Origin of the sequence: Noviherbaspirillum sp., from assembly GCF_035627455.1 — a bacterium.
Classification (GTDB): Bacteria; Pseudomonadota; Gammaproteobacteria; order Burkholderiales; family Burkholderiaceae_D; genus Noviherbaspirillum.
Genome location: NZ_DASPLS010000097.1, coordinates 1 through 14,564, shown reverse-complemented (window position 1 = coordinate 14,564; position 14,564 = coordinate 1). Strand labels below are relative to the sequence as shown.

The following is a 14,564-nucleotide window of genomic DNA, read 5'->3' as shown; positions in this document are numbered from 1 at the left end:
CCAATCAGTCGCATAACCAATTTGACTAATCGGCCTTCGCTTATTACTGTATATTTGTACAGTATAGATTGATGGGCTGCATCTTGCCCAAAAGAAGAATTAAGAGGTCCGGATGTCCGCATTAGTTTCCTCCATATCGCCTTCGGAAGCGATATCTCCCGCACTGCCCGCCTCGGTCTGGCGTGCCGACCAGATGGGTTCGTACCAGGCGGCCGTCGTTCCCACCGGCCATCCCGCGCTCGATGCCCAACTGCCCAACGGCGGCTGGCCGAGCGCGGTGCTGATCGAATTGCTGCTGCAGCAAGCCGGCATCGGCGAGATGCGCCTGCTGCGCCCCGCATTGCGCGCCATTGCCCGCAGGCGGCGCATCGCGCTGCTGCAGCCGCCGCACCGCCCGCACATCGCCGCCTGGCTCGCATGGGGCCTGCCGGCGGAAAGCCTGCTGTGGATCCGGCCGGCGCGCAGCGTCGATGCGCTGTGGAGCGCGGAACAGGTGCTGCGCAACGGCAGTTGCGGCGCGTTGCTGTTCTGGCAGCAGCAGGTGCGCGCCGAATCCCTGCGCCGCCTGCATCTCGCCGCACAGGGCACCGACATCCTGTTCTGGATGATGCGCCCGCTCGCCTGCGCGCAGGATGCATCGCCCTCGCCGCTGCGCCTGGCGCTGCATCCCGCGGCGGGCGGCATCGATCTGCGCATCGTCAAGCGGCGCGGCCCGCAGCACGACGAAGCGTTCCACCTGCGGCTGGAAGACCTGCCGGCCGCGCCCTCCGACACGGGTTCCGCTCATGCGCACATGGATAGGCGTGCACCTGCCGCAGCTGCCGCTCGAAACCTTCCGGCCGCGCTGGTCTGAACCCGGTCCGCATGTCGTCGTCGACCGCGAGCAGGTGCGGGCGGCGAGCGCGCAGGCGGCCGCCGGCGGCGTGCGCCTCGGCATGCGACGCGCCAGCGTGCAGACGCTGTGCCCGGATGCGGTGCTGCATGAGCGCGACCTGGCGCGGGAACAGGAAGCGCTGTCGTCGATCGCGCTCGCGCTGCTGCAGTACACGCCCGAGGTGGCGCTGGCCGGGGAATCCAGCCTGCTGCTCGACGTCACCGCCAGCCTGCGCGCCTTCGGCGGGCGGCTGGCACTGTGCCGGCTGGTGCGCGCTGCCGTCGGCGCGCTCGGCTTCACGCCGCAGCTCGGCATGGCGCCGACCGCGCAAGCCGCCTGGCTGTTCGCGCGCCACCGCAGCGAAGCTGCCTTGCGCCAGCGGCGCGCGGTGCGCATGGAGACAATGGTGCGGCGCATGGACCGGCTGCGCTGCACCCTGCTGCCCGCGCTTTACCCCTATCGCGAATGGCTCGAAGGCATCGGCTGCCACACCTTCGCCGACCTGCGCCGGTTGCCGCGCGCCGGCCTGCAGCGGCGCTGCGACAAGAGCGTGCTCGATGCGCTCGACCGCGCCTACGGGCATGCGCCGGAATTGTTCGAATGGGTGGAGGCGCCGAAGACCTTCGCCGCGCAGATGGAACTGCCCGACCGCATCGAGCATGCGGAAGCGGTGCTGTTTGCCGCGCGCCGGCTGCTGTTGCAGATGACCGGCTGGCTGGTTGCGCAGCAGCTTGCGGTCTCGCGCTTCGTGCTGCTGCTGCTGCACGAGCGCGGCCGCAGCGCGGTGGCGCCGACGCCGGTCGAGATCGCGCTCGCCGATCCCGCCTGGCAGGAAGCGCACCTGACCCGGCTGCTCAAGGAAAGACTCGGCCGCGTGGCACTGCCCGCGCCTGTGATCGCGCTGCGGCTGGAAGCGCTGCAGGTCGCCGCGATGCAGCCGCCTACCGAATCGCTGTTTCCCGATCCGGGCAGTTCGCCCGCCGACTATCACCGCCTGCTGGAGCTGCTGACCGCGCGCCTCGGCGACTGCGGCGTGTTGTCGCCTTCCCCGCGCGCCGATCACCGGCCGGAAGTGAGCAATGCCTGGACACCGGCAGCAGCTCCTGGCCGTGCCGCGCCTGCACCGGCGCTGCAGGCCGAGCGGCCGTTCTGGCTGCTGGAAACCCCCATCGCGCTGATCATGCGCGACAACCGCCCTTTCTATGGCTCGCCGCTGCGCTTGCTCAAGGGACCGGAGCGGATCGAATGCGGCTGGTGGGACGGCGGCCTGGTGATGCGCGATTACTTCATTGCGCAGGATGCGGCATCGACCTGCTACTGGGTGTACCGGGAGCGGTTCGGGGAGGAGGTTTGCTGGTTTTTGCAGGGATTTTTCAGTTGAGGGCTGCTGTCAGCTACAGAAAGAACCACTGAAGCGCGCTCCCGCGACCGGCAGCACCGAATGCATTTTGAATCTGGCTGTTGCGCCTGACGAGAACGGCGTCCAGGGCGCCTCCGGCAAGAAAGCAGGAAAAGCATTATCCTGTCGACCGAATGTCCCATGCAGCCCTGCGGATGCCCGGGACATCTCCTGAATACCTGCGGCCCCGGTTCGGCCTACCGAGGCGGACCGCCCCATCAAAAACAACCCGAGAGGAGAAACGTATGCGCCTTGTCCTGGCCGCGCTTTTGACGATGACTTCTGCCCTGAACACCGCACACGCGGCGACGCAGCAGCAATGCGAATCACTGATAAAACCGTTGGAGGCGAAAATCGACAGCCTGCCGCATATGCGCGGGAACAAGCCGACGTCGAAGGATTGCGCCAGTGCCGCCGAAATGATCAAGCTGTACGCCGGCTATCAGGTCCAGGCCGACCGCATGAACTGCCCGTTCGCCTACGTCGCGGGCCAGGCAATCGGCGGCGCGCCGGAGAGGGCCGATCTTATCGCCGAAATCAAGAAGGCATACAGCGAGAAGTGCCGTTGATCGGATAGCGATCACGAAACGGGGTGGCGTCAGCATGGCGCCACCCGAATTGCAGCGCGAAGTAAACTCCGGCCTGACAATTCCTGAACAAGGCTCCATCCGCGGCCTCGATACATCATCCGGTTCGCGTCGCATCTTCCGCCGGCACCCGGCATGACCTGAATGACTTGATCCGGGAATTCCACGCCGGGCGAAGGTTGAGTTTTCTCAAACGCGGTGACGCCATCCCCCCTACAGTTAAGAACGAAATCATCCGGGGACAGACCATGCGTTTTTCCGAAGACAGACTAGCGAAGCTCAGGTGCTCCGACGGCATCGAGCGCACCATCCATTTGTGGGAACCGGTGCAGCCGCGCGCGGTGATCCTGGCGATCCACGGCGGCATGGCGCATGCGGGCGATTATGTGACGCCGGCGCTCTGGTTTCGCGAGCACGGGATCGCCACCGTCAGCTACGACATGTGCGGGCACGACCGCAAGAAGCGGGTCGACATTCCCGGCTTCCACAATTTCCTCGACGACGGCGAACTGTTCCTGCAATGGGCGAAAGCAAGCTATCCGGGGCTGCCCGTGTTCGTGATGGGACATTCGATGGGCGCCCTGATCGCAACCCATCTCGGGCTGCATCGCTTTCCGCGCGATCCCGGCATCCAGGGATTCATCCTGTCCTCGCCCTATTATGTGAATGCGATCAAGGTGCCGGCGCTGCTGGTCAAGCTCTCCGGCCTGCTGGCAAAGCTGTTCCCGACGATGAAGGTTCCGCTTGCGTCCCTGACCGGACTCTTGACGCATGACGAGGCGATCACCCGGCGCCACTTCGAGGACGAGCGCGACAACACCCGCGCAACCGAGGTCACCATGCGCTTTGCCAACGAACTGCAGCTCGCGCAGCAAGGGCTGGCGGAGAAAATGCCGGCGTGGCGCTATCCGACCTTTGCGGTGGTCGCGGGCGATGACAAGCTGGCCGACTGGCATGCGGCCGATGCGATGCTCAAGTCCATCGACCCCGCGCTGCTCGACTATCATTTTTACCCCGACAACTACCACGAGAACTTCAACGAGCTCAACCGGGTGCAGATCTTCACGGATATCCTGCACTGGATGGAAGGCCGGCTGTCGTCGGAGCTGGACACGCTCCACACGGAAGCGGCGCAGCCGGCACAAGCGAACGGCTGAGCGGCTGGGCGGCACCTCGCCCCTTTCCGCCTGTGCCGCGCGATTTCCGGCATGCCTGGCACCAGGATGGCGGTGTCCGTTGTACTTGCCGCGAAGGCAGCCACCTCCCCTTTGACCCGGGGGATGGCGATCGCGGCAGCGGTCAAGGCGGATGACGCCAGCACGGCGCTCAAGCCGATCGGCATTGCCGATACGCCGATGACGGCCCGGCGCAACATTGCGCAGCCGGGTCTGTTGATCCGGTTGCAAGTACGCGGCAGGTGCGATTCCGAAGAGAACTATTTCCGGTCAGAATGATCTTACCGGGAAGATCTTCTCCCCCTCCGCTACCGTGTTGAAATTCTTCAAAGACCTGCTCGGCGGCGCCAAGGCGCCCTTGCTCGACACCCCGGCTTCGTCCCCAAGGCATATGGCGGAGCTGGTGGAATTCCTGATCCTGCTGCAGGCGCCCGGCACCGCGCCGGCCAGCGGCAAGAAAGGCAACCTGCTGCGCCTGGCGACTTCGCTCAGCCAGGATCCTTACTGCCTCGGCTACATGATGGGCATGTTCGATTCCCTGTGCCAGCAATGGGAGGTACCGGCGAGCGAGCAGCGCGTCATTACCGGCAGTGCGTGCACGCTGCTGTTCCGCGACCTGCTGGAGAACGTCTGCGATTTGCGCCATGCGGCCACCATCGAAGATGCGGCGTTCAACGGCGCGCGCCAGCACGCCTCCGACCCGGCCTTTCAGCGCGGGAAGTTTGACGGCTGCAGCGAACTGACGCGCTATATGGCGACCAAGAAGCGCGACGACATGCCGCTCAGGCTGCATGTCCGGTTGAAGGAATTGCTGGCGCAGGCGGCATAGCGCCGCACGCATGGCGTTCGCGCTTTCAGGGCGCGAATGCGTCATCCGGCAGGCTCTCCGGGTAGGCGACCTTGTGGATCACCGAAAAGCCGGTGTGCTGCCCCATTGCATAATGCTCTTCGCGCGCGGCATGCATCCGGCCCTGTCCATGGCGGAACTCCGAATAGACGGTAGCGAATTCCATGCTGCCGGCGCCGATGCGCTGGATGCCGCGCGAACGCAGGATGCGTCCGTCTTGCGCATCGACTTCCACGACCAGCCTGAGGTTTTCTTCCAGCGGAAATCCGATCGCCCGCAGCGGCTTGCCATCCTCCATTGCGGACGGTCCGAGATCGACCAGTGCCGATGCCTGCGCCAGCATGTTCCAGGGCAGCGCGATGCGCGCGACCTGCAGCACGATGGCGCCGCGCAGGATGGGGTTGGCTGCCGCACCCTGTTGCCATGCCTGCTCCCCCGCGAGCACGCGCGACTCGCTGCCGGTCGCGTATCGGATGCGGATGCTGAAGCGGTCCGGCGCCCGGTACTGGCGCAGCAGCGCGCCCTCGCCGCGCCGGAACGAGGTGGTCGTTCCCTGCTCGACCATCGCCGCCGGCGGCGTCTTCCCATACGCGGCAGACACCCGTTCCAGCACATCCTTCAAGGTTTCCGCCGCGTGGGCAGATCCGGCGAGCAATATCGCCAGCAGATACAGCGCTCCGCGCGCCAGTCGATTCATTTTCCATCCTTCAGCAAGAGCATGCCGCACCGCTTCACCTATTCCGGCCCGCGCTGCAGCTTCGCAGCTGGTTGATGCATGGAATAGAATGCCGGCGCCGAAAACCAAAGCGGCTTCGCACAGTCAGAAGTATGCCCTCTTCCACTCATCCCGTATGCACCATGCCGGACTGTCCCGACTGCATTGCCCTCGATGGCGCGAACGCCGTGGTATCGCCGCATGCGAACCTGCTGCTGCATTCCGACGCAGGCATCAACTTCGGCGCGACCGCGACCGGCCATGTCGCCTATTACATCTGCAACGCCTGCGGCGCGAAATGGGAGCGCATACGGGCCCGCAGCGAGCCGGAAGCGGTCTGGCGCCACACCGACAAGCCGCTGGATTAGCGGCCGGCGCACGCCGCAGCCGGGTGCACGGACGGGGGAAGCAGTGCCTGTCCGCCCCGCGTCAGCTGTAGCTCAGCGCGCGCGCCTTGCCCCGGAACACCCGGTAGGAAAACACCGTGTAGCCGATGATGGTCGGCAGCACCAGCGCCACACCCCACAGAATGATTTTCAGCGACTCGGGCGCGCTCGCCGCCTGCCAGATCGTGATCCGATCGACCACGAGGTACGGGAAGACGCTGTAGGCCAGTCCGTTGAAGGCCAGCAGGAAGATGCCGACCGTCGCCGCGAACGGCAGCCAGCACAGCGGTTCCACATCGGCCGGCGGCGCCGCCAGCATCCGGCGCAGCACCGCGTCGGCGACGACAAACAAGGCCGCGGTCATCACCGGCACCGGCGCCAGCAGCAGGATGTTCGGCAGCGCGAACCACTTGTCGAACACCTGCTGGCTCACCAGCGGCGTGACGACCGACACCGCGGCGATGCCCAGCGCGCACAGCAGCAGGCTGCCGCGCGCCCAGCCGATCGCCTTGCGCTGCAGGCCGCCTTCGGTCTTCATGATCAGCCAGGTCGCGCCGAGCAGCGCATAGCCGGCCAGCAGCGACACGCCGGTGAACATCGCGAACGCGAGCTGCGGCGTGCCGGTATCGAAGCCGACGATGTACAGGCCGATCATCACGCCCTGCGCGCCGGCGGCCAGCACCGAGCCCGCGTAGAACGCGGTGTTCCACGCCTGCTTGTGCGCCGCCCGTGCCTTCACGCGGAAATCGAAGGCGACGCCGCGCAGGATCAGGCCGGCCAGCATCAGCGCCACCGGGAAATACAGGTGGCCGAGGATAACGCCGTGCGCCATCGGAAAGGCGACCAGCAGGATGCCCACGCCGAGCACCAGCCAGGTTTCGTTGGCATCCCAGAACGGGCCGATGGAGGCGACCATCATGTCCTTTTCCTCGTCGTCGGCGCGGCGCAGCAGGATGCCGACGCCGAGGTCGAAGCCGTCGAGGATCACATAGACCATCATCGCCACGCCCATCAGCAGCAGGAAGACGAGCGGCAGCCAGGCGCCGGGTTGGGACAGTTCAGGCATGTTGTTCTCCAGAGGCTTGGATGGGTTGCGGATGGAGCCGGTGCACGGGCCGCGCATCGCCGCGCGCCGCATGGCCGGCCTTGCGTGCGAGGTGGAACAGCACCGTCACATAGGCGAGCGTGAGCGCCGCATACAGCGCGAGATACATCGCCAGCGTGCTGGCGACCATGGCCGCGGGCACCGGCGCCACCGCCTGCGCTGTGGTCAGCACGCCGTACACCAGGTAGGGCTGGCGGCCGATTTCCGTCACATACCAGCCGGCCACCGTCGCGACCCAGCCGGAAAAGCTCATTGCCACCAGCGCGCGCGCCATCCAGCGCGACGGCTCGCCCTTGCGCCGCAACTGCCACACGCACAGCCAGGATGCCACCAGCATCAGCAGGCCGGTACCGACCATCACGCGGAATCCCCAGAACAGCGGCGCGACCGGCGGGCGCTTGTCGCCGAAGGCCTCCAGTCCCTGCAGTTCGCCGGCGATGTCGTGCTTGAGGATCAGGCTCGCCATGCCGGGCACGCCGATCGCGTAGCGGTTCGCCTTTTCCTGTTCGTCGGGCAGCGCGAACAGCAGCAGCGGCGCGCCGCGTTCGGTTTGCCAGATGCCCTCGATCGCCGCGATCTTCGCCGGCTGGTGCGCCAGCGTGTTCAGGCCGTGCATGTCGCCGACGAAGATTTGCAGCGGAATCAGCAGTGCCGCGACGGCGACGCCGGTGCGCAATGCGGCCGCCACCGACGGCGCGCGGTCGCCGCGCAGCCAGCGGTAGGCGGAAATGCCGGCGACCAGGAAGGACACTGTCAGGCCCGACGCGAGCAGCATGTGCACCAGGCGGTAAGGCATGGAGGGATTGAAGAGGATCGCCAGCCAGTCGGTCGCATGGGCGCGTCCGTCCACCATCTCGAAGCCGGCCGGCGTATGCATCCAGGAGTTGAGCGCAATGATCCAGAACGCCGACAGCGTGGTGCCGGCGGCGACCAGGAAGGTGGCCAGCGTATGCGCCCGGTTCGACACGCGCTGCGCGCCGAACAGCATGATGCCGAGGAAGGTCGCCTCGAGGAAGAATGCGGTCAGCACTTCGTAGGCGAGCAATGGCCCGGCGATATTGCCGACGGTTTCCATGAAACCCGGCCAGTTGGTGCCGAACTGGAAGCTCATCGTGATGCCGGAGACCACGCCGAGCGCGAAGGTCAACGCGAAGATCTTCACCCAGAACTGGTAGGCCTCCATCCATTTCGCGTCGCCGGTGCGCCCATGCCGCAGCTTGAAGAACAGCAGCATCCAGCCAAGCGCAATCGAAATCGTGGGGAACAGGATATGAAAGGTGATGTTGCTCGCGAACTGGACGCGCGCGAGCATGGTCGGGTCGATCGTCATAGTGTCTTGAATATGGTGGTTGGTCTTGCGGACGCAAGGCGCGGCGGCCGGTTGCCGCATCACGCTTGCGCGTCAAATGCGTGGCGGCTGCGCCGCTCTCTTTTTCGCATCGCCGCCATGCCGGCAGCCGTGATGCGAGGTCTCCATATCCAACGTAAGAACGGCGCCGGAACGATCTTGCGCCGCGCATGCCGCCTCGTGGGCGGACATGCCGATTGCGGCCTGGCTCTCAGACCGCACAGTCAATATAGATGCAATAAAAGCAAAACAAAAATTAATTTTTTTGGTGAATGGATAAGCAATATCTTATGTTTCCACCAGGCGAGAAAACCCATCGCGATATTGCCGCACCAGTTCCTGCGCCCTCGAGCGGCGCACGTCCTCGCTGGTGACGATCGCTTGCAGCGCGACCTGCGCGAGGCTCTGCACATTAGTGCAGCCCGGCAGGCCGGCATCCCAGGTTGCCGCATACGCGGCCTGCTTTACATGCGGGCCGCCGTAGCCGGGATGCAGCAGATTTACACGGGGCAACGCATAAGCCATCGCGACGATCCTGCCATGCAGGCTGCTGCCGACGTAGCAGCGGCTGGTCGCGAGCAGCGCGCAGATATCCCACAGGTGGAGCGAGTGGAAGATGCGCACCGCCTTGCTCCGCATGTGTGCCATCAGACGCGCATAGCAGGACAGGTCGTCATGCCAGGGCGCCGCTCCCGCTCGAAAGAGCGCGATGCCGCAGCCGGTCGCAGCGGCGATGCTGTCGAGCTGGAGCGCCATCGCGCGCAGGGTCGCCTCGTCGCCGAAGTCCGCGCTGCACTGCACGGCGATGTGTCCATCCGGGAAAGCGGTGCGCATGTCCGCCGTTTCGCCCGCGGCCGCATGGCGGCCAATTTCGCCGCCGAACAGTTCCGCGGCCATCACCGCCGGGTCGGGCATGAGCTGCGCGGCGATGCCGGCCTGCCGCAGCATCGCCTGGGTACGCATGTCGCGCACGCCGATCGCATCGGCATCCTTGAGCGTGCCGGTCACATCGGCGCGGAACGCGGCATCGCGTTGCACGAGCCCGGCGCCGCCGACGGCATTGAAGATGACGCGGCGTGCCTGCGGAAACAGCGTGCGCGGCGCCACATAGGGCGCGAGCGTGGGCAGCCCGAGCATCTGCTGCGCCCATGCCTGCCGCGCTTCAGGATGCGGGCCGAAGTGCGCGATGGCTTGCTGCGCTTCGTCCTGCGGCAGCAGCATCACCGCCGCTTCCCAGATATCGCAGTCCAGGATTTCGCCGCCGGCGTGGATGATGTTGACCGCGCGGCCGCGCCATTGGCGGGCAAGCGCTGGCAGCGCGGCGACCTGGTGCCCGCCATGAGGGCGCAGGTCGCGTCCGGCCAGGCCGGCGAAGATCAGTTCGCGGCCGGGCAGCAAGGCGGCGGCGACATGCGCAAACAGCAGGTCGCCGAAGTTGTGGCGGTCGAAGGCGCCGAACAGGATGACGGGGACGGTGGCGGACGAATCAGGCATTACACGGCATGATAAACCCGCGCCCCGGTATCGGCGCGCCTGGCGGTCAGCGCGCGCGCAGAGGCGGACGCAGCCTGAACACCCGCCGCTGAATGCGGTGGCGTCTCTGGAGCAGGCGCAACAACCGCCGCTGGTGCAGGCGCAGGAAGCGGTGCCGTTGAATGGAGAACATCGGTGCGATGGGCATCGGAGCGCTGTGCATTGGAGCGCGCGGCGTCACTGCTGCGGCGCGGCCGCTTCTCCCGTGGCGGCCCCGCCCTGCGCCGCTTCACCATGCAGCTTGGTGGCTGGACTGTTGGCCGCATGCGGAGAAATGCCCGGAGAACCGCCTCCGCCGCCACAGGCACTGATGCCGGCGACTGCCAGCAGGGCGAGCGTGAAGGTCTGCATGCGTCCGGTTGTTTTCATCTGCGGTCTCCAAAAGTGGTTTCAACGCAGTCTATCGTTGCAGGATAAACAACCTTTGAGAGGCCGCAACCGGAGGATGCGAGGCGAAAATGCAAATGCCGTGACGAAAAGTTGGTATAGATCATATACTGTGTTTTTGTACAGTATATTCTGCATTGCATGTCCTCCCTGTCTTCTCTGCCGGCCACCCTCCCCGCCTATGCGGAATTGCATTGCATGACCAATTTCACCTTCCTGCGCGGCGCATCGCATGCCGAGGAACTGGTGGCGCGCGCCGTGCGGCTCGGCTATGCGGCGCTGGCGATCACCGACGAGTGTTCGCTCGCCGGCGTGGTGCGCGCGCATACGGAGGCCAAGGCGCACGGCCTGCACCTGATCATCGGCAGCCAGTTCAAACTGGTCGACGCCGCCGGCGCCCCGGCCTTTTCCCTGCTCCTGCTGGCGCAGAACCGCGAAGGCTACGGCAATCTGTCCGAGCTGATCACGCTGGCGCGTACCCGTGCCGGCAAAGGCAGCTACCTGCTCAGGCCGGAGGACATCAGTACGCCCGCTCCCGCCTTTGCCCACCTGCGCAGCCTGCCGGACTGCCTGGCGATCCTCCTGCCCGAACACGGCATCGACGCCGACAGGCTCGCGCCGCAGGCGGCATGGATGCTGCGCACCTTCCCCGGGCGCGCATGGATGGCGATGACGCTCCTGCACCGCGCCGGCGACGACCGCCATCGCGCCGCTGTCGAGCAGGTGGCGCAGGCGCATGCGCTGCCTGTGGTGGCAACCGGCGACGTGTGCATGCACGTGCGCTCGCGCAAGCCGCTGCAGGACACGCTGACCGCGATCCGGCTCGGCAAGGCGATCGCGGAATGCGGCTACGAGCTCGCGCCGAATGCGGAGCAGCACCTGCGTTCGCGGCTGCGGCTGGGGAACATCTATCCGGCGACAGCGCTGGCCGAGACGATCCGCATCGCAGAGCGATGCACCTTCTCGCTCGACGAGCTGCGCTACGAATACCCGGACGAGCTGGTGCCGCCGGGCGAAACGCCCACCGACTACCTGCGCCGCGAAACCTACGCCGGCGCGCACCGGCGCTATCCGTCCGGCATCCCGGCCAAGGTGCAGGCGCAGCTCGAGCACGAACTGAAGCTGATCGCCGAACTCGCCTACGAGCCCTACTTCCTGACGGTATACGACATCGTGCGCTTCGCGCGCAGCCGCGACATCCTGTGCCAGGGGCGCGGCTCGGCAGCCAATTCCGCGGTCTGCTACTGCCTCTACATCACCGAGGTCGATCCGGCGCGGGCGCACTCGCTGTTCGAGCGCTTCATCTCGAAGGAGCGCAACGAGCCGCCCGACATCGATGTCGATTTCGAGCACCAGCGGCGCGAGGAAGTGATCCAGTACATCTATGAAAAATACGGCCGCCTGCGCGCCGCGCTGACCGCGGTCGTGATCAGCTACAAGCCGCGCAGCGTGCTGCGCGACGTCGGCAAGGCGCTCGGCGTGGACCTGGTGATCATTGACCAGATCGCGAAATCGCATCGCTGGTGGGACGACAAGACGGGCCTGGCGGCGCGCTTTTCGGAATGCGGGCTGGATCCGGAATCACCCGTCGCGCAGCAATGGGCAGGCCTGGCGGAGAAGCTGATGCGCTTTCCGCGCCACCTGTCGCAGCATCCCGGCGGCTTCGTGGTCGCGCGCGGCAAGCTGTCGCGGCTGGTGCCGATCGAAAATGCGGCGATGCCCGAGCGCAGCGTGGTGCAGTGGGACAAGGACGACCTCGATGCGCTTGGCCTGTTGAAGATCGACATCCTCGCGCTCGGCATGCTGTCGATGATCCGGCGCGCGCTCGACATGATCGGCGAGCGGCGCGGCGAAGTGTTCACCATGCAGGACATCCCGCCGGAAGACCCGGCCACCTACGCGATGATCGGCGAAGCCGACACCGTCGGCGTGTTCCAGATCGAAAGCCGCGCGCAGATGACGATGCTGCCGCGCCTGAAGCCGAGGGAGTTCTACGACCTGGTGATCCAGGTCGCGATCGTGCGTCCCGGGCCGATCCAGGGCGGCATGGTGCATCCCTACCTGCGGCGGCGCCAGGGGCTGGAGCCGGTCACCTATCCGCGCGAGGAGATCCGGCCGGCGCTGGAGCGCACCCATGGCGTGCCGCTGTTCCAGGAACAGGTGATGCAGATCGCAATGCTGGCGGCGGATTTCTCACCCGGCGAAGCCGACCAGCTGCGCCGCTCGATGGCGGCCTGGCGGCGCAAGGGCGACCTCGGGCAGTTCCAGCAGAAGCTTCGGGATGGCATGGGCAGGAAAGGCTACGAGGAAGAATTCATCGATGCCATCGTGCGCCAGATCGAAGGCTTCGCCGAGTACGGATTTCCGGAGAGCCATGCGGCCAGCTTCGCGCTGCTCGCGTATGCGAGTTCCTGGATCAAGCGCCATGAGCCGGCGGTGTTCCTCGCCGCGCTGCTCAACAGCCAGCCGATGGGTTTCTATTCGCCGTCGCAGCTGGTGCAGGATGCGCGCCGCCACGGGGTCGAGGTGCGCCCGGTCGACGTCCATGCCAGCGACTGGGAGGCGACGCTGGAACCGGCATCGGGCGTACAGCCCGCGGTCCGCCTCGGGTTGAACCTGGTGCGCGGGCTCTCCAGCGAGGCCGGCTGGCGCATCGAGGAAGCGCGCGCAATCCGCGGTTTTTCCGATCTCGGCGATCTCGCGCTGCGCGCGCAGCTGACCCGGCGCGACTTGCAGATGCTGGCCGATGCGAACGCGCTGGCGGCGCTGGCCGGCAACCGCCGGCAGGCGCTGTGGCAGGCGGTGGCCGGCGAAGCGGACAAGGACCTGCTGCGCCGGGCTCCGCTGCACGAAGACCCGGTGCCGCTGCCCGCACCGACCGAGGGCGAGGAGATCGTCGCCGATTACCATGCGCTCGGCCTCACGCTCGGCCGCCATCCGCTGTCCCTGCTGCGGCCGGCGTTGACGAAGCTGCGTTTCCTGCCGGCGGACGCACTCAATACTTTCGCCGACCGCCAGTTCGCGCGCGGCTGCGGCATCGTCACCGTGCGCCAGCGCCCGGCCACCGCCAGCGGCACGATGTTCGTCACGATCGAAGACGAAACCGGGCTGGTGAACGTGATCGTCTGGCCAGCGCTGGTGGATCGCTTCCGCAGGGAGCTGCTCGCCTCGCGGCTGCTCGGCGTCTACGGCGTCTGGCAGTGCGAGGGCCAGGTGCGGCATCTGGTGGCGAAGCGGCTGGTCGACATGACCCACCTGCTCGGGGATTTACGAACGCGGAGCAGGGACTTCGCGTGACGTCCCGGCCCGCTTCTCATCGCTGCGTCAAAACACGTCTTGCCAGGAAGCGCCGCCCACCAGCTGGACAAGCTTATCCATGAGTCCGTAGCGGTAGCCAGGATCAAGCTGATTGATGTCGAAACCCATTGTCGCGGTATGGAACTGTTCCGTCTGGTTGAAGGCCGCGACGTGATGGTCTTTGCTCCCATCGAAGTACGCCAAACCTGCATCATCGATAAGCTCCACCACAGACCTTGCCGTTGCCATGCCGAACATGCTCATTGCGTTTCCGCCTGAATTCCCTTTGCCAAAATAAAACCAACTAAAATTCCTTACATCATGTGGAGTGCGGCCGACCAAAAAACCAATTCCTTCAGCATCGGCGGGATAGGTGGTATAGGTGGTATAGGCGAAATTGTCATTGTAATTCCTCACACCCAAGTACTTGTCGACAAACGCGGAAGGCTCACCATGCAGCTTGCCGGAGTAGAGAAGATTCCCCCCGTTATCGAGGTAGGATGACAGGTTCGTTACGTTGGCAGCCGTCAGGTTGCCGACATGGTCACCGGCAGCCCAGATCACCATATCGTAATTGGAAAGATTGGTTGGGTCGCCGTCGACCGCCAGCACCTGGGAATCCACGGTGTAGTTAAGATCTCTCAATATACTGAGCCAGGTATTGCTGCTTGCTGCGCCGCCGTCATCGTCGACGAAAAGGATCTTCGGAGCCAACCGGTCGGCGGCATTAATCGTAAAGCTCACTTGCTTCTGCGTGTCGTCGACGGCCTTCACGGTAAACGTGTCGATCTTGCGTGTACCCGGGTTCAGATATTGCACGGCGCTATTGTCGACCGAGTACACGTAGCTGCCGTCCGCTGCGAGCGTCAAGGTTCCGAGCGTGCCTGCCGCCCGCGTGACGCTCGTGCTGA

General features: G+C 65.7%; 14 protein-coding genes. 8 read left to right on the top strand and 6 right to left on the bottom strand.

The features are described from left to right. The first annotated feature begins 112 nt into the window (after positions 1 to 112). The 6 genes from imuA to VEC01_RS18390 all read left to right on the top strand — a co-directional run bounded on the left by imuA (position 113) and on the right by VEC01_RS18390 (position 4,864). Positions 113 to 853, top strand: coding sequence for a translesion DNA synthesis-associated protein ImuA (gene imuA / locus VEC01_RS18415; protein WP_324902372.1), 741 nt, complete (start codon positions 113 to 115; stop codon positions 851 to 853). Continuing rightward, complete coding sequence (locus tag VEC01_RS18410) at positions 786 to 2,255, top strand: DNA polymerase Y family protein (RefSeq protein WP_324902371.1); 1,470 nt, start codon at positions 786 to 788, stop codon at positions 2,253 to 2,255. Before imuA ends, VEC01_RS18410 begins: the two co-directional genes overlap by 68 nt. A 263-nt stretch (positions 2,256 to 2,518) precedes the next feature. Continuing rightward, on the top strand, positions 2,519 to 2,842 hold the full coding sequence (locus VEC01_RS18405; protein WP_324902370.1) for a hypothetical protein: 324 nt from the start codon (positions 2,519 to 2,521) through the stop codon (positions 2,840 to 2,842). A gap of 266 nt (positions 2,843 to 3,108) precedes the next feature. Beyond that, entirely contained in the window at positions 3,109 to 4,017 is a 909-nt protein-coding gene (locus tag VEC01_RS18400) for an alpha/beta fold hydrolase (protein ID WP_324902368.1), read from the top strand. 72 nt (positions 4,018 to 4,089) lie between these two features. After that, positions 4,090 to 4,314 carry a hypothetical protein gene (locus tag VEC01_RS18395; protein WP_324902367.1) on the top strand — a complete coding sequence of 75 codons (225 nt, stop codon included), beginning with the start codon at positions 4,090 to 4,092 and terminating at the stop codon, positions 4,312 to 4,314. 37 nt (positions 4,315 to 4,351) lie between these two features. After that, on the top strand, positions 4,352 to 4,864 hold the full coding sequence (locus VEC01_RS18390) for a hypothetical protein (protein ID WP_324902366.1): 513 nt from the start codon (positions 4,352 to 4,354) through the stop codon (positions 4,862 to 4,864). Positions 4,865 to 4,889: 25 nt separating this feature from the next. On the opposite strand, the gene VEC01_RS18385 is transcribed toward VEC01_RS18390, so the two are convergent. After that, positions 4,890 to 5,579: a hypothetical protein gene (locus VEC01_RS18385; RefSeq protein WP_324902365.1), complete on the bottom strand. Its 690-nt coding sequence runs from the start codon at positions 5,577 to 5,579 to the stop codon at positions 4,890 to 4,892. Positions 5,580 to 5,740: 161 nt separating this feature from the next. Here VEC01_RS18385 and VEC01_RS18380 point away from each other — a divergent pair, with 161 nt between their 5' ends. Then, positions 5,741 to 5,965, top strand: coding sequence for a hypothetical protein (locus VEC01_RS18380; protein ID WP_324902364.1), 225 nt, complete (start codon positions 5,741 to 5,743; stop codon positions 5,963 to 5,965). Positions 5,966 to 6,026: 61 nt separating this feature from the next. Here the strand turns inward: VEC01_RS18380 and VEC01_RS18375 are convergent, their stop codons facing one another. From VEC01_RS18375 to VEC01_RS18360, 4 genes are all read right to left on the bottom strand, one after another. Next, positions 6,027 to 7,049, bottom strand: coding sequence for a cytochrome d ubiquinol oxidase subunit II (locus tag VEC01_RS18375; protein WP_324902363.1), 1,023 nt, complete (start codon positions 7,047 to 7,049; stop codon positions 6,027 to 6,029). Continuing rightward, positions 7,042 to 8,418, bottom strand: a complete 1,377-nt coding sequence (locus VEC01_RS18370; protein WP_324902362.1) for a cytochrome ubiquinol oxidase subunit I — start codon at positions 8,416 to 8,418, stop codon at positions 7,042 to 7,044. The genes VEC01_RS18375 and VEC01_RS18370 overlap by 8 nt, the downstream gene beginning before the upstream one ends. A gap of 306 nt (positions 8,419 to 8,724) precedes the next feature. Continuing rightward, on the bottom strand, positions 8,725 to 9,930 hold the full coding sequence (locus tag VEC01_RS18365; protein WP_324902361.1) for a polysaccharide pyruvyl transferase family protein: 1,206 nt from the start codon (positions 9,928 to 9,930) through the stop codon (positions 8,725 to 8,727). A 216-nt stretch (positions 9,931 to 10,146) separates the two neighbouring features. Continuing rightward, positions 10,147 to 10,338, bottom strand: coding sequence for a hypothetical protein (locus VEC01_RS18360; protein WP_324902360.1), 192 nt, complete (start codon positions 10,336 to 10,338; stop codon positions 10,147 to 10,149). A gap of 159 nt (positions 10,339 to 10,497) precedes the next feature. On the opposite strand from VEC01_RS18360, the gene VEC01_RS18355 reads away from it, so the two are divergent. Next, the gene (locus VEC01_RS18355; RefSeq protein WP_324902359.1) at positions 10,498 to 13,653 is read left to right on the top strand and encodes an error-prone DNA polymerase; all 3,156 of its coding nucleotides are present in this window, start codon (positions 10,498 to 10,500) and stop codon (positions 13,651 to 13,653) included. Positions 13,654 to 13,680: 27 nt separating this feature from the next. Here the strand turns inward: VEC01_RS18355 and VEC01_RS18350 are convergent. After that, on the bottom strand, positions 13,681 to 14,564 hold an 884-nt coding region (locus VEC01_RS18350), incomplete at its 5' end, for a VCBS domain-containing protein (RefSeq protein WP_324902358.1).

Coding starts and splice junctions, on each gene's coding strand:
- VEC01_RS18370 (WP_324902362.1), bottom strand. CDS start 8,418: ATGACGATCGACCCGACCATGCTCGCGCGCGTCCAGTTCGCGAGCAAC.
- VEC01_RS18385 (WP_324902365.1), bottom strand. CDS start 5,579: ATGAATCGACTGGCGCGCGGAGCGCTGTATCTGCTGGCGATATTGCTC.
- VEC01_RS18380 (WP_324902364.1), top strand. CDS start 5,741: ATGCCGGACTGTCCCGACTGCATTGCCCTCGATGGCGCGAACGCCGTG.
- VEC01_RS18400 (WP_324902368.1), top strand. CDS start 3,109: ATGCGTTTTTCCGAAGACAGACTAGCGAAGCTCAGGTGCTCCGACGGC.
- VEC01_RS18405 (WP_324902370.1), top strand. CDS start 2,519: ATGCGCCTTGTCCTGGCCGCGCTTTTGACGATGACTTCTGCCCTGAAC.
- VEC01_RS18365 (WP_324902361.1), bottom strand. CDS start 9,930: ATGCCTGATTCGTCCGCCACCGTCCCCGTCATCCTGTTCGGCGCCTTC.
- VEC01_RS18410 (WP_324902371.1), top strand. CDS start 786: ATGCGCACATGGATAGGCGTGCACCTGCCGCAGCTGCCGCTCGAAACC.
- VEC01_RS18375 (WP_324902363.1), bottom strand. CDS start 7,049: ATGCCTGAACTGTCCCAACCCGGCGCCTGGCTGCCGCTCGTCTTCCTG.
- imuA (WP_324902372.1), top strand. CDS start 113: ATGTCCGCATTAGTTTCCTCCATATCGCCTTCGGAAGCGATATCTCCC.
- VEC01_RS18360 (WP_324902360.1), bottom strand. CDS start 10,338: ATGAAAACAACCGGACGCATGCAGACCTTCACGCTCGCCCTGCTGGCA.
- VEC01_RS18355 (WP_324902359.1), top strand. CDS start 10,498: ATGTCCTCCCTGTCTTCTCTGCCGGCCACCCTCCCCGCCTATGCGGAA.